Origin of the sequence: Burkholderia sp. BCC1972, from assembly GCF_905339605.1 — a bacterium.
Classification (GTDB): domain Bacteria; phylum Pseudomonadota; class Gammaproteobacteria; order Burkholderiales; family Burkholderiaceae; genus Burkholderia.
Genome location: NZ_CAJPGH010000001.1, coordinates 579,661 through 603,521, shown reverse-complemented (window position 1 = coordinate 603,521; position 23,861 = coordinate 579,661). Strand labels below are relative to the sequence as shown.

Here is a 23,861-nt window from a genome sequence, read left to right as displayed (position 1 = left end):
TCGTGAAGGTTCGTGCGTGTTTGGATCAACCGCGGGCGGTCATCGAGGCCGAGGTCGAGGCCGGCGTGGCGACCGCGGCAGGCGCCGAGGCTGCTGCGGGGCGCGCGGCCGGAGCAGCCCCGCGTGCAATCGAGATAATCTTCACGGCCTCGCCGGCGGCGATCGCATCGCCCGGGTTGTCGATCACGCGATCGCCCGCCGCGAGCCCCGACACGATCTCGACGCGCGTGCCGAAATCGCGCCCGATCTGCACGGTTTTCAGTGCGGTGGTGCCGTTCGCGGCGACGGTCGCGACCGTCACGCCGTTCGGCCGGAACAGCAGCGCGCTGACGGGCAGCTCGAACGCCGGCGCCGCGCTCGGCACGAGCAGGTGCGCCTGCGCATACGCGCCGGGCATCAGCGCACCGTCGCCGTTGTCGACGTCGATCTCGACGCGCAGCGTACGCGTGACGGGATCGATCGCGCCCGCGCTGCGTGCGACGCGCGCGGCGAAGCGCCGGCCCGGATATTGCTGCGTGGTGAGGAACACCGACGTGCCGGTCGTCACGCCTGCCGCGCTGTCCTGCGGCACGTCGACGAACACGCGCAGCGTGCCGGTCTGTTCGAGATGGAACAGCTCGCCGGAGAGCCCGGGGCTGCCGGGCGTTCCGCCCGCGGTGACGAGCGTGCCGACGTCGACGTTGCGCGCGGTGATCACGCCGTCGAACGGCGCGGCGACCGATTCGTACGACACGAGCTCGGTCAGGTGCGCGACGTTCGCCTGCGCGGATGCCAGCATCGCGCGCTTCGCGTTCATGTCGGCGACCTTCGTGTCGGTGTCCTGCTGCGATACCGATTGTGTCTTCAGCATGTCCTGCCAGCGCTGCGCGGTCGATTTCGCGTAGTCGTAGTTCGCCTGCGCGGTGGCCGCGTCGGCGCGTGCCTGCCGCAACTGTGCGTCGAGGTCGGGCGCCGTGATTTGCGCGAGCGTCTGCCCGGCCTTCACATGCGCACCGATGTCGGCGCTCCAGTGCGCGATATAGCCGCTCGTGCGCGCATAGATCGACGCCTCCGCGTACGGCATCACGGCGCCCGGCAGCGTCAACGTCTGGTCGGCAGGCGCGGTACCCGGCGAGATCACCGATACCGGCAGCGCCTGCTGTGCGGCCACCTGCACGCGCTGTGCGGCACGCGCATCGATGCGCGGCACGATGCCGATGGCCAGCAGCGCGGCCGCCGCCGCGATCGCGACGAGCGGCACGGCCAGCTTGCGGCGGCGTCGGGGCGGTGCGGCGGCGGGCGTCGCGTCGCGTGCGATGGGCGGCACGGGGGCCGCTTCGGCGGCCGGCGGCGGGGCGAGGGGTTCGGTCGTGTCGTTCATGATCGGGTCGAGGTCGGGCGAGTCGAAGGGAATCGGGAGGGTGCTGCGCTCAGGGCAACGCCGGCGTGTCCTGTGCGCGGCGCGCGGCGGCCGCGTCGCGGCGCCGGTCGAGCCATGCATGGACGAAGCCGAACACGACGGGCACGAACAGCAGCGTCGACAGCGTGCCGAATGCGAGGCCGCCGATCACCGCGCGGCCGAGCGGCGCATTCTGCTCGCCGCCGTCGCCGAGGCCGAGCGCCATCGGCAGCATGCCGATCAGCATCGCGAGCGCGGTCATCACGACCGGGCGGAAGCGGCCGAACCCCGCATCGAGCGCGGCCTGCCACGGTGGCGCACCGCCCGCGATCAGCTCGCGCGCCGCGTTGACGACGAGGATGCTGTTCGCGGTCGCGATGCCGATGCACAGGATCGTGCCGGTCAGCGCGGGCACCGACAGTGTCGTGCGCGTGACGAACAGCATCCACGCGATGCCGGCGAGCGACGCCGGCAGGCCGCCGACGATCACGAGCGGGTCGAGCCACGACTGGAAGTTCACGACCATCAGCAGGTAGACGAGCGCGATCGCGAGCGCGAGGCCGCCGAGCAGCCCGGCAAACGATTCGTGCATCGCCTGCACCTGGCCGCGCAGCACGATCGACGAGCCGGGCGGCAACTGCGCGCGCGCATCGTCGACGAGCTTCGTCACGTCGGCCGTCACGCCGCCGAGATCGCGCCCCTGCACCGACGCGAAGATGTCGAGCACCGGCTGCACGTTGTAGTGCGATACGACGGCCTGCTGCGTCGCGCGCGAGAAGCTGCCGAGCGCGCCGAGCAGGTTCTGCGCGGGCGCACCGGCGGCCGGCCCGTCGGCCGGCGTCTGCGGCGAACGTGCGGTGCCGGCCGGCAGCGGCACGTTCGCGAGCGCCTGCAGCGAATCGACCGCGTACTGCGGCGTCTGCACCAGCAGCGGATAGCTGACGCCGTTGCGCGGGTCGAGCCAGAAGTTCGGCGTGGTCTGCGAACTGCCCGACAACGCGATCAACAGGTTCTGTGCGACGTCGCGTTGCTGGAGGCCCGCCTGGATCGCCTTGGTGCGGTCCACGTTCACGTTGATCGCCGGCTCGTCGCCGGGCTGCTGGATGCGTGCGTCGACGAGGCCGCGCACGCCGCGCAGCTTCGCGAGCAGCGCGTTGGCCACCGCGCGGTTCTGGTCGAGCTTGTTGCCGACGATCTGGATGTCGATCGGCGCGGGCAGCCCGAAGTTGAGGATCTGGCTGACGATGTCGGCCGGCAGGAACGCGAACGTCACGCCGGGGAACGACTGCGCGAGCAGGTTGCGCAGCTTCGCGACATATGCGGCCGTCGGCGCATGGTTCGGCTTCAGCGTGATCATCACGTCCGCATCCTCGGTGCCGATCGGGTCGGACGAGTCGTACGTGAGGTTGATCCCGCTCACCGGCACGCCGATGTTGTCGAGCACGCCGGCGATGTCGCTTGCCGGAATCACGTCGTGGATGCGCGCCTCCACTTCGTCGGTCAGGCGTGCGGTTTCCTCGATCCGCGTACCGGTCGGCGCGCGCAAGTGCAGGCGGATCTCGCCGGTATCGACCGCGGGGAAGAAGTCCTGGCCGGCGAACGCGAACAGCGCGGTCGATGCGGCGCACGCGAGCAGGAACGCCGCCGCGAACCGGCGCCGGCGCGCGATCGCCGCGGCAAGCAGCGCGCGATAGCGCAGCCGCACGGCTTCGAAGCGATGCTCGAATGCGGCCTGGAACCGTGCGATCCGTGCGAACACGCCGCGCGGCGGCCGGCCCTGGCCTTTCGCGCGCATCAGCACCATCGCGAGCGTCGGCACCAGCGTGCGCGAGAAGAAATACGACGCGACCATCGCGAAGATCACCGCTTCGGCCATCGGCACGAACAGGTAGCGCGCGACGCCCGTCAGCATGAACATCGGCACGAACACGATGCAGATCGACAGCGTCGACACGAAGGTCGGCACCGCGATTTCGCCCGAGCCGGTCAGGATCGCGTCCTCCAGCGGCGCGCCGCGCTCGAGATGGTGCGTGATGTTCTCGATCGCGACGGTCGCGTCGTCGACGAGAATCCCCACCGCGAGCGCGAGCCCGCCGAGCGTCATGATGTTGATGGTCTGGCCGAGCGCGCCCAGCGCGAGCAGCGACGTGAGCACCGCGAGCGGGATCGTGATCGCGATGATCAGCGTCGCGCGCCAGCTGCCGAGGAACAGCAGGATCATCAGCGCGGTCAGGCATGCGGCGATCAGCGCCTCGCGCACGACACCCTGGATCGCCGCTTTCACGAACACCGACTGATCGCCGAGCGCCGCGATGTGCAGCGCCTTCGGCAGGCCGGCCGCGATCTTCGGCAGCATCGCCTTGACCTGGTCGATGATCGTCAGCGTCGACGCGCTGCCGGTCTTCTCGACGGTCAGCAGCGCCGCGCGCTTGCCGTTGGCGCGCACGATGTTGGTCTGCGGCGCATAGCCGTCGCGAACGTGCGCGACGTCGCGTACATAGACGACGCTGCCGCCGATCGTCTTCACGGGCAGGTTGTTCAGCGCGGCGACCGTCTGCGTGCTGCCGTTCATCTGCACGTTGTATTCGCGCGTGCCGATCTTCGCGGTGCCGCCCGGCAGGATCAGGTTCTGCGCGTTGATCGCGTTCACGACGTCGATCGGCGCGAGCCCCTTCGCCTGCAGCGCGCGCGTGTCGAGATCGACGACGATCTGGCGGATCTTGCCGCCGAACGGCAGCGGCACGGCCGCACCCTGGACGGTGGCGAGCTGCGTGCGGATGAAGCTGTTGCCGAGGTCGTACAGCTGCTGCTCGGCCAGCGTGTCGCTCGACAGCCCGAGTTGCAGGATCGGCACCGTCGACGCGTTGTACGTGATGATGTTCGGCGGCAGCGTGCCCGGCGGCAGGATCCGCAGGATCGACGCCGAGTTGCTCGCGGCCTCCGCGATCGCGCGATTGATGTCCGCGCCGGGGTGGAAGAAGATCTTCACCACCGACACGCCGTTCAGCGACTGCGATTCGATGTGCTCGATGTCGTCGACGTCGGAGGTCAGCGCGCGCTCGTAGTTCGACGTGATCCGCTTGGCCATGTCCTCGGCCGAGAAGCCGTTGTACGACCACACGATGCTGACGACGGGGATGTCGATGTTCGGAAAGATGTCGGTCGGCGTGCGCAGGATCGCGAGCGGTCCCGCAATGAAGATCAGCAGCGCGAGCACGACGAACGTATAGGGCCTGCGCAACGCCAGCCGGACGATCCACATGATGTTTTCCTCGAAGCAGGGCAGGGGCGCCGCATGCGATGCGACGAGGCTGCAGTCTGCCGGCGCGGCGTTGACCCGGCCCTGACTCGAAGATTACGAAGCTGTTATCTGCGCGCGAGGCGGCAGATTTCAGGATTGTCATCCGGGCGTCAGCGCCGTGCCGGCTGCGATGACCAGAATGAATGCGTCAGGCGGCGAATCGCATCCGCGGTTCCGCCGGCGGCGCATCGACGATGCGTCTTCATCGAACCGTTCTGGGGAGTTTCATCATGAATCGCAGACTGATCGCAGCGACCGCGCTGCTCGCCCTCGCCATCGGCACGCCGGTTGCCGCTTTCGCCCAGTCGTCGTCGGGCCCGACCCGCGCCGACGTGATCGCCGACCTCGTCCAGGCGCAGCGCGACGGCACCGTGCCGACGTCGAACTGGGACTATCCGCCGAGCACGCAGACGATCGCACGCAATCGCGAGCTCTATGCGATCGCGCACGGCGAGACGGGTACGGCGACCGCGTCGGTATCCGTACCGGCCCCCAGCGCGCAGTGAGCGGGAGCCGGGCGATGAAAAGCCTTTCCCGGCTGGCGATCGCCGCGCTGCTCGCGGCGGCGGTCGCGCCCGCGTTTGCACGCGGGCAGCCGCAATTGCCCAATGACGACGGCAGCCGCGCCAGCGTGCTGCAGGAACTGAACCCGACGCTTGCGGACGGCGACGCACGGACGCATACGGCCGGCGTCGCGCCGAAGGAGGGCCGCGAAACCGGCAGGCAGGCGGCGACTTGCCGGAGCTGAGTGTGGTCGAGCGCGGTCGCGGTCGCGGCCGGGGTCACCGGTGCGAACGGCCGCGGAGCGATCGCCTCCCGTCAGCCAGCCGAACCCCGACGCGGCCGGCGCATTCCCGCATGCGCCGGCCTTCGCGCGTTTAGGTGTTTATACGTATGCCGATTACGATATCGCCCCAATCCAATATTTCATTGGAAGGTTATCGGGCTTGTTCTTAGACTGATGCGGGGCAGGCAGACCGGGCCGGCCGCACGCGCCGGCCGGCGCAGCCCCGATCCGCGCCAGCGCCACGCAGAAACAGAACAGCGCCGCGGCACACAACGACATCATCGGAGACGGACCATGACATTCATCAGGAAGCTGGCGGCCGGCGCGATCGTCGCCGCGGCGACGGTGCTGGCAGGCGGCGCGCACGCGCAGCAAAAGCCGATCACGCTCGGGTTTTCGCAGGTCGGCGCGGAAAGCGCGTGGCGCACCGCGAACACTGTCTCGGTGAAAGGCGCGGCGAAGGACGCCGGCATCAACCTGAAGTTCTCCGATGCACAGCAGAAGCAGGAGAACCAGATCCGCGCGATCCGCTCGTTCATCGCGCAGAAGGTCGACGTGATTGCATTCTCGCCGGTCGTCGAATCGGGCTGGGAGCCGGTGCTGACCGAAGCGAAGGCCGCGCACATTCCGGTGATCCTGACCGACCGCGGCGTCGACGTGAAGGACCCGTCGCTGTACGTGACGATGATCGGCTCGGACTTCCTCGAGGAAGGGCGGCGCGCGGGCCACTGGCTCGAAGAGCGCTACAAGAACGACGCAGGCCCGATCAACATCGTCGAGCTGCAGGGCACGGTCGGCTCCGCGCCGGCCAATGATCGCCGCGCGGGCCTGCTCGAAGTGATCAAGAGCAATCCGAAATTCAAGGTGATCGCGTCGCAGAGCGGCGACTTCACGCTCGCCGGCGGCAAGCAGGTGATGGAAGCGTTCGCGAAGACCTACGGCAAGCAGATCAACGTCGTCTATGCACACAACGACGACATGGCGCTCGGCGCGATCCAGGCGATGGAGGAAGCCGGTATCAAGCCCGGCAAGGACGTGAGCGTCGTGTCGTTCGACGCGACGAAGGGCGGCTTCCAGGCGATGGTCGCCGGCAAGATCAACGTCGATGTCGAATGCAGCCCGCTGCTCGGCCCGCAGCTGATGAGCGCGGTGAAGGATGTCGTCGCCGGCAAGCAGTTGCCCAAGCGCATCGTGACCAACGAGACGGTGTTCCCGATGAACGTCGCGGCGCAGGTGCTGCCGACCCGGAAGTACTGACCTTGCCGCACGGGCGGCGGCCTGGCGGCGGCCGTCCGGCGACGCTTCGAGGGAGGAGGCATGGAGAGTCCGCCGGTGGTCGAGATGATCGGCATCGACAAGTCGTTTCCGGGTGTGAGCGCGCTGCAGCGCGTGAACTTCCGGCTGTTTCCGGGCGAGATCCACGCGCTGATGGGCCAGAACGGCGCGGGCAAGTCGACGCTGATCAACGTGCTCACCGGCGTGCATGCGCATGACGCGGGCGAGATTCGCGTCGGTGGCGCGCCGGTGAATTTCGCCGCGCCGCGCGAGGCCGAGGCGGCCGGTATCCAGACGCTTTACCAGGAAGTGAACCTGTGCGCGAACCTGTCGGTTGCCGAGAACATCTTCGCGGGCCGGCAGCCGATGCGGCGCGGCGCGATCGACTGGAACGCGATCCATGCGCGCTCGCGCGCGGCGCTGGCCGAACTCGACCTGTCGCTCGACGTCACGCGTTCGCTCGATGCGTATCCGATCGCGATCCAGCAGATGGTCGCGATCGCACGTGCGGTGTCAGTCGACGCACGCGTGCTGATTCTCGACGAGCCGACGTCGAGCCTCGACGACGGCGAGGTCGCACGGCTGTTCGACGTGCTGCGCCGGCTGAAGGCGTCGGGCATCGCGATCCTGTTCGTCACGCACTTTCTCGAGCAGACCTACGCGGTGTCCGACCGGATCACCGTGATGCGCAACGGCGAGCGCGAAGGCGAGTACCTCGCGCGCGACCTGCCGGTCGATGCGCTGGTCGCGAAGATGACCGGCCGCGAGCGCATGTCCGACACGCTGCAGGCGGGCGCCGCGGCGGTCGAGCATGACACCGCGACCACCGCGCCGTTCCTGTCGATGCAACAGGTCGGCCGGCGCGGAATGATGAGCGCGCTGGATCTGGACGTGCGCCCCGGCGAGATCGTCGGGCTGGCCGGGCTGCTCGGCTCGGGCCGCACCGAAACCGCGCAACTCGCGTTCGCCGCGGCGCGCCCCGATACCGGCGCGATCGAGATCGACGGCGCGCGCACGCGGCTCGCGTCGCCGCACGATGCGGTGCGGCACGGCATCGCGTATTGCCCGGAGGACCGCAAGAAGGAGGGCATCGTCGCCGCACTGTCGATCCGAGAGAACATCATCCTCGCACTGCAGGCGCGACGCGGCTGGTGGCGGCTGATCGGGCGCGCACGCCAGCGCGAGATCGCCGAGACGTACATCGCGCGGCTCGGCATCAAGGCGCGCGACGCGGAACAGCCGATCGGGCTGCTGTCGGGCGGCAACCAGCAGAAGGTGCTGCTCGCGCGCTGGCTCGCGACGGACCCGAAGCTGCTGATTCTCGACGAGCCGACACGCGGCATCGACGTCGCCGCGAAGTTCGACATCATGGAGCGCGTGCTGGCGCTGTGCGCGCAGGGGCTCGCGATCCTGTTCATTTCATCGGAGATCGGCGAGGTCGTGCGCGTGAGCCACCGGATCGCGGTGCTGCGCGACCGGCGCAAGGTCGCGGAACTGACGGGCGCCGATGCGTCCGAGGAGCAGGTTTACCGGTTGATCGCGGGAGGCCAGTCATGACGCGCTTGCGCACGCTGTTTCGTCATCCGCTTGCGTGGCCGGTGCTGACGCTCGCGCTGCTGTTCGCGCTGGATGTCGCGCATCGTCCGGGTTTCCTGTCGATCGCGCTGCTCGACGGCCACCTGTTCGGCGCGCCGATCGACATCCTGAACCGCGCGGCGCCGCTCGTGATCGTGTCGCTCGGGATGACGCTCGTAATCGCGACGCGCGGGATCGACATCTCGGTCGGCGCGATCGTCGCGATCGCCGGCGCGGCGGCCGCGATCGTGCTCGAGGCGGACCCGTCGCGGGTCGGCATGGCGCTGGCCGCCGCGCTCGGTGTCGGGCTGCTGGCCGGTGCATGGAACGGGCTGCTCGTCGCGTTCGTCGGGATGCAGCCGATCATCGCGACGCTGATCCTGATGGTGGCCGGGCGCGGTGTCGCGCAATTGCTGACGGGCGGCCAGATCATCCCGATCGGCGCGCCAGGCTACCTCGCGCTCGGCGGCGGCTATCTCGCGACCGTACCGTGCGCCGTGTGGATCGCGATCGCGACGATCGCCGCGATCGCGCTGCTGGTGAACCGCACGGCGCTCGGGCTGTTCATCCGCGCGATCGGCGTGAACCCGGTCGCGACCCGGCTCGTCGGGCTGCGCTCAGGCGCGGTCGTGTTCGGCGTGTATCTGTGTTCGGGCGTGATGTCGGCGCTGGCGGGCATCCTCGCGAGCTCGAACGTGCGCAGCGCCGACGGCAACAACGCGGGGCTGCTGCTCGAACTCGACGCGATCCTCGCGGTGACGCTCGGCGGCACGTCGCTGCTCGGCGGCCGTTTCAGCCTCGCCGGTTCGGTGCTCGGTGCGCTGATCATCCAGACGCTCACCTACACGACCTATTCGATCGGCGTGCCGCCGGAGGCGACGCTCGTCGTGAAGGCGGTCGTCGTGATCGTCGTGACGCTGATCCAGTCGGACGCGGCGCGCGAGCTGGTCGTCCGGCTTGCGTCGCGACTGCTGCCCGCCGCGCGTTCGCGCGCTACCTCCGGAGCGACCCCGCGATGACCCGATTCCCTGGCTGGCTCGCCGACCCGCGTACGCTGCCGATCGTCGTGACGATCGTGCTGTTCGCCGCGCTGTTCGGCTTCGGGTCCGTGATGTACACGGGCTTCTTCTCGATGCAGGTGCTGACCGGACTGCTCGTCGACAACGCATTCCTGCTGATCGTCGCGATCGGGATGACGTTCGTGATCGTGTCGGGCGGCATCGACCTGTCGGTCGGCTCGGTCGTGGCGCTGACGACGATCTTCTGCGCGGTCGGCGCCGAGCGGCTGCACTGGCCGGTGTGGGTGATCGTGCCGCTCGTGCTCGCGTTCGGCGCGCTGTACGGCGCGGCGATGGGCGCGCTGATCCACTATTTCCGGCTGCAGCCGTTCATCGTCACGCTGGCGGGGATGTTTCTCGCGCGTGGCGCGTGCTTCCTGATCACGACGCAGTCGATCACGATCAACGATCCGGCGTTCCATGCGATCGCGGGCATCAGCGTACCGGTCGGCGGCGGGACGCTGAGCGCGGGTGCGCTGATCGCGCTCGCGACGCTGGCCGTCGCGATCTACGTCGCGCATTTCACGCGATTCGGCCGCAACGTGTATGCGATCGGCGGCAACGAGCGCTCGGCGCTGCTGATGGGCTTGCCGGTCGCGCGCACGAAAGTCGGCGTCTACGCGCTGAGCGGGCTGTGCTCGGCGCTCGGCGGCGTGGTGTTCACGCTGTACGTGCTGTCGGGTTACGGGTTGCAGGCGCAGGGGATGGAACTCGACGCGATCGCCGCGACCGTGATCGGCGGCACGCTGCTGACGGGCGGCGTCGGCTACGTGGTCGGCTCGGTGTTCGGCGTCGGGATCCTCGGCACGATCCAGGTACTGATCACGTTCGACGGCACGTTGAGCTCGTGGTGGACGCGGATCGTGATCGGCGCGCTGCTGTGCGTGTTCTGCGTGCTGCAGCGGGTCATCGAACGGCACGCCGCGCGGCGGCGCACGGGCGGCACGGGGCTCGGCGAACGAAGGCCGGCGCGCGGCGTCGCGCCCGCGCGGCGCGCACCGCCGCAAGACGATCCGGCGCGGGTGGCGACGATGCGGCGGCTGCAGGGCGACCGGCCATGACGCGGCGAGGAGAACGCCATGAAACGCAATGACATGATGGCTGGTGGTGCCGAGACGCTGGCCGTCGAACCCGGCACCCGGCCGCTGCTCGATCTCGGCGATTCGCGCGACTGCCGGATCGTGGCCGATGCGCTGCGCGTGCTGCTGCGCGAGCGCTCGGAAGCGCTGGCGTTCGCGATGCGCGTGGCCGACGAGCATGGCCGCCCGCGCCCGGATGCCGGCGAATTCGGGCTGACCGACATCATTCGTCTCGCGCGCGTCGTCGAGCGGGCCGACCGTCGGCGCTAGCGTACTGCGGTTGAATGGCGCGTGCGCCGCGCCGCTGCACCGTCAGGCCGGGCCGGCCGCGCCCGTCGCGGTGTCGATCGACACCTCCGCGACACGCGAGCGCTTCAGCGAGCCGGCCAGTTTCTCGATCGCGTGCAGGTCGAGCGCATCGAGCTGTTCGCGCACGTGCTGCACGAACACGGCGTAATCCGGCACGTCGGCAACCGGACCGAGCCAGTCCTCGATATCGGTGAGCCGCCCGTCGCGGGCGAGCAGGATCAGTTCGTCGAGCGCGTCGTCGGGCGGGCCGTCCATCGCGGGCGCGACGCGTTCCGGTTCGGCCTCGTCGTCCGGATGAAACCGCCGGACGAGTTCCGACACCGGCACGAGCGCATGTCCGACGGCCGGCGCGACGACCGGGAACGAGAACGCGGTGCCGACACCCGGCTGGCTCGCGACGGCCAGTTCGCCGCCCATCGCGCCGACGATGCGCTGCGCGATGAACAGGCCGAGCCCGGTTCCGCCGTTGACGGCCTGCACCTGCTGGTACGCCCGGAAGATGTCGCGGGTGCCGCTGATGTCGATCCCGATGCCCGTATCGGCGACCTCGAACAGCAGGCGCCACGCATCGCCTTCGCGCGCGGCGTGCACCGACAGCGTGACCGTGCCGTCGCGCGTGAATTTCGACGCGTTCGACAGCAGGTTCAGCAGCACCTGCTGCAGCCGCATCCCGTCGATCGACACCGTGCGCGGCAGCGCCGTGGCCGGCCGGTATACGAACCGGTTATCCTGCTGCGCGCACAGCGCGAGTGCGTAGTGGCCGATATCGTCGAGCAGGCCGGGCAGGTCGGTCGTGTCCGGCGTCACGCCGAGCGGCTGCAGCTCGGCTTTCGTGAACGCGAGCAGTTCGTCGATCAGCGTGAGCTGGTAGCGGATGCTGCGGTCGATCGAGCGGATCAGCCGCGCCTGGCTGCGTGTCGCGCTTTGCAGGAGCAGCTTCGCATAGCCGTTGATCGTCGACAGCGGCGCGCGCAGGTCGTGGCTGACATAGCCGAGCGTTTCGACCTTCTGCTGCATGTGGGTCGTCACCTGTTGCAGCGCGTCGTTGAGCGCGACCGTGCGTCTCGCGACTTCGTCGCGCAGGCGATCCTGTTCGGTGAGCTGCCAGTGTTCGAGCCGCTTCCTGGCCTCGGTGCGCTGGCGGCCCACGTGGTGGATCCACGCGGCCAGTACCAGCAGGTGCGTGGCGAGCCCGATGATCGCGATGACGGGGTTCGGATGGATATCGGACTTGAGCCAGGACAGCACCGGCGGCAGCGCGTTCGTGCCGTCGAGCACGCGGATCAACATGTTGACGGTGGCGAACGCGACGGCGATCAGCATCACGCGGCCGGTCGGCGTCCGGCGGATCGCGAGCATCAGCGCGAGGCTGATGTTGACGATTCCCAGCACGGCGTTCAGCCGCAGGCAGAACCACGTGAAGGTCAGCAGGTCGCCGCCCGCGGCGCCGGCCATGCCGATGCATTCGAGCGCGAGGAAGGCCATGTAGACCGCACGCATCGGCAGCCTGGCCTGCTCGCGCCGCGCGACCATCAGGATGAAGACGATGAAGCAGGCGATCGCCACGTACGCGGAGATCACCTCGCCGCGCGCCGACCACTCGCGTAGTGCGGGCGGCAAGGCCATGGCCGTATAGCCGCGGTAAGCCGCCTCGAACAGCGTCGTGCCCAGCGCCAGCGCGGCCAGGACATGGAACACGCCGCTGCGCGAAAAGAACCCGATCAGCAGCGCGCACCACACGAGTGCAAGCAGGCCGCCGAAGAAACCGAAGTCCCACATCGTCGCGCGCCGCTCCAGCGCATCCCATGCCGCACGCGTGAACGCGGCCGGCGCGAGCCGCATCTCCTTGCGCGACGTGACGCGGATCAGCACGGGAACGCTTGCGCCGGCGGGCAGCGTGACGTCGAGTACCGGGTAGCGTGATGGCTGCCGGGCCGCGTCGGCGCCGGCGTCGGCGGCCGGGAAGCGGCTGTCGGGCGTCCACCGGCCGTCGTGGCCGACATAGAAGTCGGCATGGTCGACGCGCGCGTCGCGAATCGCCAGCACCAGCGGACGGGCCGCGTTGCCGCGGTTGGTCAGCGTCGCACGGACCCACCAGGCCGACCGCGAGAACTCGACGTTGAACGTCGACGGGCTTGCCGCAGGCGCGCGTTGACCGGCCCCGGCGAGCCGTGCCGCGACCTGTTCGGCGGTCATCGTCGTGCTGGCGTCCTCGTACACCGACACGCCGTCCAGTTGCGCGGGGTTCGGCGCCGACGCCGCGCGGGCCGTTGCGCAGGTGACGGCCAGTGCGATCAGAAGCAGCAGCACCGCGCGCCATCCGGCTGCCCACGCCGCGTCGCGCCTAGGCATCGTGACGGTGCCCGCCGGGCGTGAGCGGCGCGTGGACCTGACGCTGGCGCCGCCAGTCGGACGGCGTGATGCCGAAGCGCTCGCGGAACGCCGTCGCGAAGTTGCCGGGCGTGGAGAATCCGATCTCCTCGGCGATGTCGCCGATCCCCATCGATGTTTCGGCGAGGAAGTGCATCGCGGCGCGCAGGCGCGTATCGCGCAGGTACTCGAACACGGTCTGGCCGAGATGGTCGCGGAAGATGCGGGACAGGCGCTTTTCGTGCGTGCCGACCTGTCGCGCGAGATCCTCGAGCGCGGGCGGATGGCGCAGGTCGCGCAGCAGCACGTCGCTGGCCGCACGCACGAGGGCCGCGTCGGGGTTGTCGGGCAGTTCGGGCAGACGGGCGAACGGCTGGCTGCGGCGCGCCCGCTTCAGGTGATTGCGGATCCGCGCAATCACTTCGGCCGGTTCGAACGGCTTGACGATGTAGTCGATCGCGCCGGTTTCGAGCCCTGCGATGCGGTCCTCGAGATCGCCCGCGGCCGTCAGGATGATGACCGGGATCGATTGCGTGGACGGTGTCGACGCCAGCAGCCGGCACGCGGCGAAGCCGTCCATGCGCGGCATGCGGACGTCCATCAGGATCAGGTCGGGCGCAATCGCCTGCGCGCGATGGTAGGCCTGCAGCCCGTCGAACGCGACGCTGATCCGGCAGCGCGCGGCACGCAGGATTTCGGTCAGGAGCCGCAGGTCGTTCGGGCGATCATCGACGATAAGAATATGTGCGTCACCGAGATCCGGCGTGGTACGAGGCGGCGCCGAACTGGACGAGCGGGATGACATGGTTGCGGATGCGATGGAAGGGTGGCCTGTCAGGTTGAAAGCGTCGCTATCTGCGCGATTGTTGCGAAAAATTATATGTCGACAACACGGCTGATAGTGAGGATTCCGTGCCGCTCGTGGGGGCTTGTGCGGCAGGAGCGGCGCGTGTGCGGCAGGCGGCTCCGGCCGGAAACGCGAAAATGGAAAAATATGCCGAACTCATTGTGGAAATGTCGGTCTTTATTTCCGCATTTATAATCATTTAATCGGAATGGCCCGGATGATGCATTTATTCTTGGGGTGTCGAATGCCTGATTCACATTCCGTGTAAATGGCATTTGCAGATTCGCGGTCGGCACGATCGATATCGAGGTGATGGTCGGTCAGAATTCCTCTCATTCATCAATGGTATTTCGATCGGAAATGTATGAATGTGAATGTCGTCCGCTCCAGAAAAGTATTTTTCCGCTCGGGAAAAGGTTTGTTTGGACGAATGCCAGCACACTAGCCCCGGAGCGGCTGGAATCGGTTCTGCGGAGGTGAGCGGTTCCGGGCTGATTGATAGCCGCTGCTGCATCCCGATGCTCGCTACATTCAATGTGACATTGAATGATGGCATTCTCAAAATATGAACATGCGGCAGCGGGTGAATGACTGGCACGAGGGTAATGCAAACTTCATAATTCGTCGAATACGTTGATATATAAGATAAGTCGGCGAATTGCGAGGATTGTTCGGGTGTGATGCACCGGGCGAGAAAAAATCGTCAAGAAAATTCGATCGATTAATTCGGTGCAGGGGTCGTTCGGCGCGTCGGCGCTCTTCCGGAAATCCGGAAAGCGTTTGACGGCCGGACGGAAAGGGTAAGTGGCTTCGCGTTGGCAGCCTGGCGGTTCGATCCATCCGGGGCAGTCGCGTGCGGTGCGCTATCGAATCAGGCGGGCATGAAAATTATGAAATCAACAGGCGTGGCAGATCACAGCACCGGTTCGCCCGAACCGGAGTCGGCTGTCGGCGACCGCATTCCGGCGGCGCACGCTTCCATCCCGGGGACCATACGGCGTCATCCGCCTCCCGAATGACGTGACGGATGACGGGTTGCCGGCCAGCACCCGTCCATCCCGCGTCTGAACGACGCTTCCGTGAAATACGATGTCGCCCCTGGCACGGGGCGCCGGTGCCCGCACGCGCGCTTTCGCGGTGTGGCTGGCATCGTGCGGCCGTCTGGCCGGCGACGTCGGCTTCCTTGATTCGATCACCGGCGAGCGCCGTTGCACGTCGCGTCGGCAGGCGCGCGCAAACGGCGACCGCGTGTTCACGCGCTGTTTCGTGAGAGTCGTACAGCACCATTCCGTTATTTAGTTAGATATCCGAAGTGGTAGAGGAGCGGCGCAAGGCAACCCGTCGTCGGCGGCCAACGCGCGCGCTGTTGCGTCATCCAGCACATGAGAACCGAGGGAATACAAGATGAACAAGTCGTTCAAGTCGATCTGGAACGAAGCACTGGGGGCCTGGGTTGCGGCTTCGGAACTCGATCGGGCACGCGGCAAGCGTGTCGCGTCGTCGCGCCGCGCGTCGGAGCATGCAGTGAGCGCGGGCGGGTCGGCGCTCGCGGGCATGCCGTCGCCACGGCGGTTGGCCATGCTGATGGCGGCCACGTATCTCGCGTTGTTCCATGTGGGCGCACATGCGCAGTACGCGCCGGACGGCGGTACCGCGAACGGCGGCGTGACGTCGATCTCGATCGGCGTCGGTTCGACTGCCGCGCAGCAGAATTCCACCGCGCTGGGCAATCTCTCGACGGCACAGGGCGTGTCGGCCACGGCGCTGGGCCCGGGCGCGCATGCGATGGGCGACGCGTCGACGGCCATCGGCATCAACGCGCAGGCGACCGGCGTCAACAGCGCGTCGCTCGGCGTGCAGGCGATCGGTTCGGGCGACTACTCGGTTGCCATCGGCAACCTGTCGAGCGCGACGCAGAGCGGTGCGGTAGCGATGGGCAGTGGCGCGGCGGCGACCGGTGTTTCCGCCGTCGGGTTGGGCAACAACGCGCTGGCGTCCGGCCAGTACGCGGCGGCGGTGGGGCTCGGTGCCAGTGCGGCAGGCGCGCAGAGCGTCTCGCTCGGCTATGCGTCGCATGCCACGAACACGGGCTCCGTCGCGCTCGGCAACCAGTCGACCAGTTCGGGCGCGGCAGGCGTGGCCGTCGGCAGCGGCGCGCTGACGACCGGTAATTCAGGCGTTGCGATGGGCGTGAACAGCGGCGCGAAGGGCACGGCGTCGATTGCGATCGGCTGGGGCGGCACCGCGGGCGTACCAGGCTCGGGCACGCAGTCGCTCGGCCAGAGTTCGATCGCGATGGGCTCGAACACGACGGCCGGCGCGGACAACGCGATGGCATTCGGCGTGAACGCCAATGCGTCGGGCGTCAGTTCGGTCGCGATGGGTGTGCAGTCGACCGCGACGCAGCAGTTCGCGGTTGCGCTTGGCAATCTCTCGCTCGCGACGGGCACGTCGGCAACCGCACTGGGCGCCGGCGCGACCGCGGCGGGCGTCGGGGCGACCTCGGTCGGCATCAACAGCGTGGCGGCGGCGGACTGGACCGTCGCGATCGGCGCGAGCAACTCGGTCGCAGCCACTGCCGGCGCAGGCTCGATCGCGGGTGGCAACAACTCGAAGGTGCTGGGCGGCACGGGCGCCGTCGCGCTCGGCCTGGGGCAGACGGTGAGCGGCAACGGCGCGGTCGCGATCGGCGATCCGAGCACCGCGATCGGCACCGGCGCGGTCACGATGGGCTCGAACAACACCGCGAACGGCAACGGCGCGGTGGCGATCGGCAATACCAACAACGCGCAGGGCACGGGTTCGCTCGCGCTCGGCAATACGTCGACGGCGGCGGCGGCGGGGGCCGTCGCGTTCGGCGCGTCGGCCGTGGCCAACAACGCAAACGATGTCGCGCTCGGCTCGGGATCGACCACGGCCGCGCCGAATCCGACGGCCAGCGCGGTGATCGGCGGTGTCACGTACAACTTCAACGGTACGACGCCGACCAGCGTCGTCAGCGTCGGCGCAGCGGGCACCGAGCGCCAGATCACCAACGTCGCGGCCGGGCGCATCAGTTCGGCGAGTACGGACGCGATCAACGGCTCGCAGCTTGCCGCGACGAACACGGCGCTCGATTCGCTGTCGACGTCGACGGCGTCGAGCATCACTTCGCTGTCGACCGGGGTTTCGTCGTTGTCGACGGGGTTGAGTTCGACCAATAGTGCGGTGACGTCGCTGTCGACTTCGACGTCGACGGGCATCAGTTCGTTGTCGACCGGCTTGAGCTCGACCAATAGCGCGGTGACGTCGTTGTCCACATCGACGTCGACCGGCATCAGTTCGCTGTCGACCGGCTTGAGTTCGACCAACAGCGCGGTGACGTCGCTGTCGACCTCCACGTCGACGGGCATCAGTTCGCTGTCGACCGGCTTGAGTTCGACCAACAGCGCGGTGACGTCGCTGTCCACGTCGACGTCGACGGGCATCAGCTCGCTGTCGACCGGTCTGAGTTCGACCAATAGCGCGGTGACTTCGTTGTCGACGTCGACGTCGACCGGATTGTCGTCGGCGAACAGCGCGATCACGTCGCTGTCCACGTCGACGTCGACGGGCATCACCTCGTTGTCGACCGGCCTGAGTTCGACCAATAGCGCGGTGACTTCGTTGTCGACGTCGACGTCGACCGGATTGTCGTCGGCGAACAGCGCGATCACGTCATTGTCCACGTCGACGTCCACCGGCCTGAGTTCCACGAACAGCTCGGTCGCGTCGCTGTCGACCTCGACGTCGACGGGCATCAGCTCGTTGTCGACCGGCTTGAGTTCGACCAACAGTTCGGTGACGTCGTTGTCCACCTCGACGTCGACGGTCGTCGGTTCGCTGTCCACCGGCCTGAGCTCGACCAACAGTTCGGTGACGTCGCTGTCGACTTCGACGTCGACCGTCGTCGGCTCGTTGTCGACCGGCCTGAGCTCGACCAACAGCGCGGTGACGTCGCTGTCGACGTCAACCTCGACGGGCATCAGTTCGCTGTCGACCGGCCTGAGTTCGACCAACAGCGCGGTGACGTCGCTGTCGACGTCGACCTCGACGGGCATCAGCTCGTTGTCCACCGGCCTGAGTTCGACGAACAGCAACCTGACCTCGCTGTCCACGTCGACATCGACCGTCGTCGGCTCGTTGTCGACCGGCCTGAGCTCGACCAACAGCAACCTGACGTCGCTGTCCACGTCGACATCGACCGTCGTCGGTTCGCTGTCGACCGGCTTGAGCTCGACCAACAGCTCGATCACTTCGCTGTCGACGTCGACCTCGACGGTCGTCGGCTCGCTGTCCACCGGCCTGAGCTCGACGAACAGCAACCTGACCTCGCTGTCGACCGCCACGTCGACCGGGATCGGTTCGCTGTCGACGGGCCTGAGCTCGATCGCGAACAACAACACGAACCTCGGCAACAGCACGGCCGGCGCGATCGGCGGCGGGGCCACCTACGATCCGACCACCGGCACGATCTCGGCGCCGTCGTACGTGACGTACAACAGCGATGGATCGACGACGATCAACAACAACGTCGGCTCGGCGATCGACAACATCAACGCGCACGGCATCAAGTACTTCCACGCGAACTCGACCGCGCCGGACAGCCAGGCGGTGGGTGTCGACAGCGTCGCGATCGGCCCGAGCGCGATCTCGAAGGTCGATGGCAGCATCGCGCTCGGCTCGGGTTCGGTGGCCGACCGCGCCGTGGTGCCGTCGTCGGGCGTCATCCGCAACGGCACCGCGTCGATTCCGTTCAACACGACGGACCAGACGCTGCTCGGCGCGGTATCGGTGGGCGATGCAACTAACAAGACGTATCGCCAGATCACCAACGTCGCCGACGGTACCGGCCAGCAGGATGCGGTGACGGTGCGGCAGTTGACCGGCGCGCTGCAGTCGTTCGCGGTCACGGGCCAGAAGTACTTCCACGCGAATTCGACGGCGGGGGATTCGCTCGCGGTCGGCGCGGAATCGGTCGCGGTGGGCCCGACGACGGTCGTCAACGGCGACAACGGCGTGGGGATCGGCAACGGCGCGATCGTCGACCAGACGGCGCCGGGCGGGATCGCGATCGGGCAGGCGGCGAGTTCCGCGCAGGCCGACGCGATCGCGCTGGGCAGCGGCGCGACGGCAACCGGCGCGCAGTCGGTCGCGCAGGGCGCCAACGCGGTGGCGGTCAGCGTGGGCAGCGTCGCGCTCGGTTCGGGGGCGCGCAGCGGCGCGACCGATGCGCTCGCGCTCGGCGCGGGTGCGTCGGCGACGTTCGCGAACAGCGTGGCGCTCGGCGCCGGTTCGTTGACCACGGTCGGCGCGCTGACGAACTATGTCGCGTACGGCCTGGGCAGCCCGCAATCGTCGGCCGGTGAAGTGAACATCGGCAACCGGCAGATCACCGGCCTCGCCGCCGGCAAGAGCGGCACGGACGCGGTGAACGTGTCGCAGCTCGATTCGGTCGCGAACCAGTTGACGACGCTGATCGACCAGCGCACGACCAACCTCGGCGGGCAGTACACGACGAACCCGAACGGCGCGAACGTGCCGCCGGGATCGACCGGCGCGAATTCGTCGGCGGGCGGTTCGGGGGCCGTGGCATCGGGTTCGAACAGCACGGCGGTCGGCAACAATGCGCTCGCATCGGGCAACGGTTCCTCTGCGATCGGCGTGGGCGCGACGGCATCGGGCAATAACTCGTCCGCGATCGGTACGGGCAGCAACGACGGCGGACGCTCGAACGTCGTCGCGGTCGGCTCGGCGGATTCGGCACGCCAGGTCGTGAACGTCGCGGCCGGCACGCAGGGCACCGATGCCGTGAACGTGAACCAGCTGAATGCGGTATCGAACCAGTTCACGCAATCGCTGAACACGGTCAACAACCAGCTCACGCAGATGCAGCAGCAGATCCAGCAGACCGATTCGATGGCCCGCGAGGGGATCGCCGCGACCGCCGCAATGGCGTCGATCCCGCACATGGACCGCGATTCGAACTTCGCGATGGGGGTCGGCACGGCGACGTTCCAGGGCCAGAAGGCCATGGCGGTCGGCGTGCAGGCGCGCGTCACGGAGAACCTGAAGGCGACGCTGAACGGCGGTTTCGCCGGCAGCCAGCGCGTGGTCGGCGCGGGCATGCTGTATCAGTGGAAGTGATCGCGCGCAGCGGTTCGTTCCGGCCCGCGTGGCCGGAGCGGACCGCGCCGAACGCAAACGCATGCGCGTGCGGCCGCGCCGCACGCTGCGCCCATCGCATTCTCGGAGTAATCAAGTGAAAAACATCCATCTTGCACTGCTGGTGTCCGTCGTTTCCCTCGCGGCCTGTTCGAGTGCGTCGGGGCCGACGTACAACGCATACGAATTGCAGTCGCGAAACGGCGTCCGCACGTTCCAGGTCGACTGCCACGGCATCCTGTCGACCGCGAAGACCTGCATGAAGGTCGCGACGCGCATGTGCGGCAACGAGCCCGTGCGCCTGGTCGACACCACCACGCCGTACCGCGACGGCGCCGATCCGCATTCGATCGTGTTCCAGTGCGGTGCGGCGCCCGCGCCGGCCGCCGCGGCCGTAGCACCCGCACCCGCACCGGTCGAGAAGGTGAGCCTGAACGGAGATGCGTATTTCGCGACCGACTCGGCCGTGCTGACGACGGAGGCCACCACCGCGCTCGATACGCTGCTGAACCAGCAGGGTGATCGGCATTTCGCCAGCGTGGAGGTGGACGGTTATACCGACGCGACGGGCTCGAACGCGCACAACCAGGCACTGTCGAAGCGCCGGGCGGACGCCGTCGCGGGGTATCTGCGCGAGCATGGGCTGCAGGCGGATTCGTTTGCCGCGACCGGTCACGGGGAAGCCAATCCGGCGGCATCGAACGATACCGCCGAAGGGCGAGCACGCAATCGTCGCGTGGAAATCTCGCTGCGGAAGTAGGACGTTTCGGCCAGGTTGCCGCAAGCGTGGCCGTCGAAGTCGGGCGGCTCCCTTGCGGCAATGACGCTCGACGCAGACAACCGCGGCGGGAACGGCCCGTCGCGGCGCGCGCATGCGGTGTCCGTCGCAAGCGCGCCGTCGCACGGCGATTCGCGTGCCGCGATCGGTCACGGGAAAGGCAACTCGGCAGCGTTCCGCACCGCGACGCAGCGGAGCTTCAGCCGCCGCATCCGGTCGCACAGCGGCATGCCGGCATCAGCTGAATCCGACACGCCGGACCCGTACGATCGTCAGGCTTCCTGATCGCGTGCGATCGATGCTTCTTGCGACCGCGCTGCCGCGTTGGTGGGCATGACCACCGCCGTGCCTTCCACGACCACGTGCCCGTTCACGTGGCAGCAGGTTTCCAGCACGACCCGACGCCGGCTCGCGAGTATCTCCTTGACTGTCACGGTCGCGCAAACCGTTTCACCGAGCTTGACCGGGCGGCGGAACTGCAGGTCCTGCGACAGATAGATCGAGCCGGGCCCCGGCAGATGCGTTGCGATCGCCGCCGAGATCACCGACGCGGACAGCATGCCGTGCGCGATGCGACCGCCGAAGCGCGTTTGCTGTGCATAGGTTTCGTCGAGGTGCACGGGATTCCGGTCGCCGGACGCGCTCGCAAACAGGAGCACGTCGTGCTCGGACAGGGTTTTCGAGAAACATGCGTTCATGCCGGGCATCAGGTCCTCGAGGTCGTATCCGCCTTCGTCGTTCATCGTTTGCTCCTGTGTCGTTCGTGCAGCATGGTGTGGGTGGAGGGTTCGAGCGTCGTCATCCCGATGCCTCCACGTTGTCGTGCTCGCGCGCCGCATGCGGATCTGTCGATGCAAACGATCGGCTTGCCACAGCCAGCGCCCATTGCACGGCGAGCACGCCGGCATGAGGCAGTGCGCCGACGATGGCGTCGACGATCTCGTGCTGCGACGTGCCCGACAAGCGCGCGTCGACGATATGCGTGGCGAGCGCGTCGGCATCTGCATTTCGGGCAAGGCAGGTCAGGCACGCGATCGCCGTCAGGTGCCGTGCCTTCACGTGTTCGACCGATTCGACGCGTGACGCAGCGTCGGCCATCCGATCGAGACAACCTGCGATCGCCGCCGACATCTCGGGCCGGCCGGCCGACGCTTCCGGCATACACGGATCGCACTCCGGCGCATTCCGTCCGGTCGATGCGTCCGCTTGTCCGACCGTTGCGCCGCCCTGTGTCGCGGCGAACTCGTCGAATATGTCGAGCGCAATGCGCGACACGGGCAGGATGAGCGGCCAGCCGATATAGCCGGTGAGTTGAATCAGCACTTCAGTCAGTTCGCTGCGCGTCCAGCCGACATGCAGACATGCGTTCAAGTGGACCCGAACCTCGTCGTGACGATTTTCGCGAGCGATGACGATGGCGAGTGTGGCGAGCCGGCGCTCCTTTGGCGTCAGCGCGTCGAATGGCCGTTGCCGCCGCTCGAGCATGTGTGCGGTTGCCGATTCGTATCGTCCGAGACGATCGACGTCGCGACCGATATCGATGTCACGCTCGCGTAACAACGCCACGAGATGACGGATGCCGGCCGTGGCCACCGGCACGCCTGCATAGTAGAGCGTATCGAAGACCGTTTCGAGCACCGCTTGCGGTGCCCAGCCGGTATTCAGCATGCCGCCCGCATGGTATTTCAGCGCGGAATCGGCATTGCCCATCGTTGCGAGAACCGCGACCGTCACGAGTTCCCGATATTTCAGCGAGAGATTGGGCCGGGCAATGATGTCGGCATACGCGCCCTCGACGAGCAAGCGTTTGAAATCTGGGTCGAGGCGGTCGAGCGCCGCGCTGAGGCTGTTGAAACCTTCGTCGCCGATCGCGTGGATGACGGACATGCCAAGTTCATGCCGGGTGATCGTATTCGCACGCATAGTGAGCCCGTGGATTGGACGCGAAATGGAGTGACGTGAGCGATGATATTCGTCCGGCCGAAAATCAAATTTGAACTTTTTTCACTTTTCATCGGTACGTGCTTTTCGCCATCTAGAATCATTTCCGTTGCAAGCCGGAAATTACATTTTCCATCTGAAAAACGGGATTGCCGGACAGCGGCAACGATGCATGCATCTCAGTGCAACCGGGAGAGCACAGTGAAAAAGCTTCTTGAAAAGGTTGCCCTCGTGACCGGGGGGAGTTCCGGGATTGGACGGACGACGGCATTGCTGTTTGCCGGCGAAGGTGCGCGGGTTGCCATCGCATCGCGCCGTATCGACGAAGGTCTGGCGGTGGTCGAGGAAATCCGCAAGGCCGGCGGCGAAGCGCTGTTCGTGAGGACCGATGTGTCCAGGGCCGAAGACTGCGCCCGCATGGTCGAGGAGACCATGCGTGAATTCGGCCGGCTCGATGTCGCCTTCAATAACGCCGGCGTGGAGGCATTCGGCAAAACCGTAGCCGATACCGACGTGGAGAGCTGGGACCATGTCGTCGATATCAACCTGAAGGGCATGTTCCTTTCGATGAAGTACGAAATTCCGGCAATGCTGAAAACGGGCGGCGGTTCCATCGTCAATATGTCGTCCACTTACGGCCTCGTCGCATCGGCATTCGGCGGCTGCGGATATCACGCTTCGAAGGCGGGCATCATCGGGCTGACGAAAGCGGCTGCGCTCGAATATGCGAAGCAGAATATCCGCGTCAATGCGATTTGCCCTGCGTTCGTTGCAACCGCGATGGTGGAAAAGTTTCTCGACGAGACCCGCATGACCGATCAGATCAAGCGTTTTCATCCGATCGGTCGCTTGGGGACGGAAACGGAAATTGCGGAGGCTGTCACGTTCCTCGCATGCGACGCCTCCTCTTTCATGACCGGTACCGCGTTGTCGGTGGACGGCGGAATGGCCGCGGCGTGATGCGGATGGCGTCGTCACGG

Annotated in this window: 16 protein-coding genes; 10 read left to right on the top strand and 6 right to left on the bottom strand. The window is 67.4% G+C overall.

Annotated elements, in window-relative coordinates:
- Positions 1-25 precede the first annotated feature (25 nt).
- Positions 26-1,360 carry an efflux RND transporter periplasmic adaptor subunit gene (locus U5798_RS02665; protein WP_322081078.1) on the bottom strand — a complete coding sequence of 445 codons (1,335 nt, stop codon included), beginning with the start codon at positions 1,358-1,360 and terminating at the stop codon, positions 26-28.
- Between the two features lie 49 nt (positions 1,361-1,409).
- A complete protein-coding gene (locus tag U5798_RS02660) occupies positions 1,410-4,640 on the bottom strand; it encodes an efflux RND transporter permease subunit (protein WP_322081077.1) in 3,231 nt (1,076 codons plus the stop codon).
- 269 nt (positions 4,641-4,909) lie between these two features.
- On the opposite strand from U5798_RS02660, the gene U5798_RS02655 reads away from it, so the two are divergent.
- The 7 genes from U5798_RS02655 to U5798_RS02625 all read left to right on the top strand — a co-directional run bounded on the left by U5798_RS02655 (position 4,910) and on the right by U5798_RS02625 (position 10,723).
- On the top strand, positions 4,910-5,185 hold the full coding sequence (locus U5798_RS02655; protein WP_124448534.1) for a DUF4148 domain-containing protein: 276 nt from the start codon (positions 4,910-4,912) through the stop codon (positions 5,183-5,185).
- Positions 5,186-5,199: 14 nt separating this feature from the next.
- Positions 5,200-5,427, top strand: a complete 228-nt coding sequence (locus U5798_RS02650) for a hypothetical protein (protein ID WP_124448532.1) — start codon at positions 5,200-5,202, stop codon at positions 5,425-5,427.
- Positions 5,428-5,760: 333 nt separating this feature from the next.
- Positions 5,761-6,723 (top strand): ABC transporter substrate-binding protein, encoded by a 963-nt coding sequence (locus U5798_RS02645; protein ID WP_124448530.1) that lies wholly within the window; start codon positions 5,761-5,763, stop codon positions 6,721-6,723.
- Positions 6,724-6,783: 60 nt separating this feature from the next.
- Complete coding sequence (locus U5798_RS02640; protein ID WP_124448528.1) at positions 6,784-8,298, top strand: sugar ABC transporter ATP-binding protein; 1,515 nt, start codon at positions 6,784-6,786, stop codon at positions 8,296-8,298.
- Positions 8,295-9,335: an ABC transporter permease gene (locus U5798_RS02635; protein WP_124448526.1), complete on the top strand. Its 1,041-nt coding sequence runs from the start codon at positions 8,295-8,297 to the stop codon at positions 9,333-9,335. Before U5798_RS02640 ends, U5798_RS02635 begins: the two co-directional genes overlap by 4 nt.
- The gene (yjfF, locus tag U5798_RS02630) at positions 9,332-10,435 is read left to right on the top strand and encodes a galactofuranose ABC transporter, permease protein YjfF (RefSeq protein WP_124448524.1); all 1,104 of its coding nucleotides are present in this window, start codon (positions 9,332-9,334) and stop codon (positions 10,433-10,435) included. The genes U5798_RS02635 and yjfF overlap by 4 nt, the downstream gene beginning before the upstream one ends.
- A gap of 18 nt (positions 10,436-10,453) precedes the next feature.
- Entirely contained in the window at positions 10,454-10,723 is a 270-nt protein-coding gene (locus U5798_RS02625; RefSeq protein ID WP_124448522.1) for a hypothetical protein, read from the top strand.
- A 42-nt stretch (positions 10,724-10,765) separates the two neighbouring features.
- On the opposite strand, the gene U5798_RS02620 is transcribed toward U5798_RS02625, so the two are convergent.
- Together U5798_RS02620 and U5798_RS02615 are read right to left on the bottom strand one after the other, a co-directional pair.
- Positions 10,766-13,114: a sensor histidine kinase gene (locus U5798_RS02620; RefSeq protein ID WP_322081076.1), complete on the bottom strand. Its 2,349-nt coding sequence runs from the start codon at positions 13,112-13,114 to the stop codon at positions 10,766-10,768.
- On the bottom strand, positions 13,107-13,937 hold the full coding sequence (locus U5798_RS02615) for a response regulator (RefSeq protein ID WP_124448518.1): 831 nt from the start codon (positions 13,935-13,937) through the stop codon (positions 13,107-13,109). Before U5798_RS02615 ends, U5798_RS02620 begins: the two co-directional genes overlap by 8 nt.
- A 1,446-nt stretch (positions 13,938-15,383) precedes the next feature.
- Between U5798_RS02615 and U5798_RS02610 the strand changes: the two genes are divergently transcribed.
- Positions 15,384-20,144 carry a YadA-like family protein gene (locus U5798_RS02610; protein ID WP_415859481.1) on the top strand — a complete coding sequence of 1,587 codons (4,761 nt, stop codon included), beginning with the start codon at positions 15,384-15,386 and terminating at the stop codon, positions 20,142-20,144.
- Between the two features lie 115 nt (positions 20,145-20,259).
- Complete coding sequence (locus U5798_RS02595) at positions 20,260-20,922, top strand: OmpA family protein (protein ID WP_322081075.1); 663 nt, start codon at positions 20,260-20,262, stop codon at positions 20,920-20,922.
- A 290-nt stretch (positions 20,923-21,212) separates the two neighbouring features.
- Here U5798_RS02595 and U5798_RS02590 read toward each other — a convergent pair whose 3' ends face one another.
- Together U5798_RS02590 and U5798_RS02585 are read right to left on the bottom strand one after the other, a co-directional pair.
- Positions 21,213-21,683, bottom strand: coding sequence for a MaoC family dehydratase (locus U5798_RS02590; RefSeq protein ID WP_322081074.1), 471 nt, complete (start codon positions 21,681-21,683; stop codon positions 21,213-21,215).
- A gap of 55 nt (positions 21,684-21,738) precedes the next feature.
- Positions 21,739-22,827 (bottom strand): carboxymuconolactone decarboxylase family protein, encoded by a 1,089-nt coding sequence (locus tag U5798_RS02585; protein ID WP_322081073.1) that lies wholly within the window; start codon positions 22,825-22,827, stop codon positions 21,739-21,741.
- 255 nt (positions 22,828-23,082) lie between these two features.
- Between U5798_RS02585 and U5798_RS02580 the strand changes: the two genes are divergently transcribed.
- Positions 23,083-23,841: an SDR family NAD(P)-dependent oxidoreductase gene (locus tag U5798_RS02580; RefSeq protein ID WP_124448509.1), complete on the top strand. Its 759-nt coding sequence runs from the start codon at positions 23,083-23,085 to the stop codon at positions 23,839-23,841.
- Positions 23,842-23,861: the final 20 nt, after the last annotated feature.

Coding starts and splice junctions, on each gene's coding strand:
- U5798_RS02590 (WP_322081074.1), bottom strand. CDS start 21,683: ATGAACGACGAAGGCGGATACGACCTCGAGGACCTGATGCCCGGCATG.
- U5798_RS02640 (WP_124448528.1), top strand. CDS start 6,784: ATGGAGAGTCCGCCGGTGGTCGAGATGATCGGCATCGACAAGTCGTTT.
- U5798_RS02635 (WP_124448526.1), top strand. CDS start 8,295: ATGACGCGCTTGCGCACGCTGTTTCGTCATCCGCTTGCGTGGCCGGTG.
- yjfF (WP_124448524.1), top strand. CDS start 9,332: ATGACCCGATTCCCTGGCTGGCTCGCCGACCCGCGTACGCTGCCGATC.
- U5798_RS02660 (WP_322081077.1), bottom strand. CDS start 4,640: ATGTGGATCGTCCGGCTGGCGTTGCGCAGGCCCTATACGTTCGTCGTG.
- U5798_RS02615 (WP_124448518.1), bottom strand. CDS start 13,937: ATGTCATCCCGCTCGTCCAGTTCGGCGCCGCCTCGTACCACGCCGGAT.
- U5798_RS02625 (WP_124448522.1), top strand. CDS start 10,454: ATGAAACGCAATGACATGATGGCTGGTGGTGCCGAGACGCTGGCCGTC.
- U5798_RS02620 (WP_322081076.1), bottom strand. CDS start 13,114: ATGCCTAGGCGCGACGCGGCGTGGGCAGCCGGATGGCGCGCGGTGCTG.
- U5798_RS02585 (WP_322081073.1), bottom strand. CDS start 22,827: ATGTCCGTCATCCACGCGATCGGCGACGAAGGTTTCAACAGCCTCAGC.
- U5798_RS02645 (WP_124448530.1), top strand. CDS start 5,761: ATGACATTCATCAGGAAGCTGGCGGCCGGCGCGATCGTCGCCGCGGCG.
- U5798_RS02610 (WP_415859481.1), top strand. CDS start 15,384: ATGAACAAGTCGTTCAAGTCGATCTGGAACGAAGCACTGGGGGCCTGG.
- U5798_RS02650 (WP_124448532.1), top strand. CDS start 5,200: ATGAAAAGCCTTTCCCGGCTGGCGATCGCCGCGCTGCTCGCGGCGGCG.
- U5798_RS02655 (WP_124448534.1), top strand. CDS start 4,910: ATGAATCGCAGACTGATCGCAGCGACCGCGCTGCTCGCCCTCGCCATC.
- U5798_RS02665 (WP_322081078.1), bottom strand. CDS start 1,360: ATGAACGACACGACCGAACCCCTCGCCCCGCCGCCGGCCGCCGAAGCG.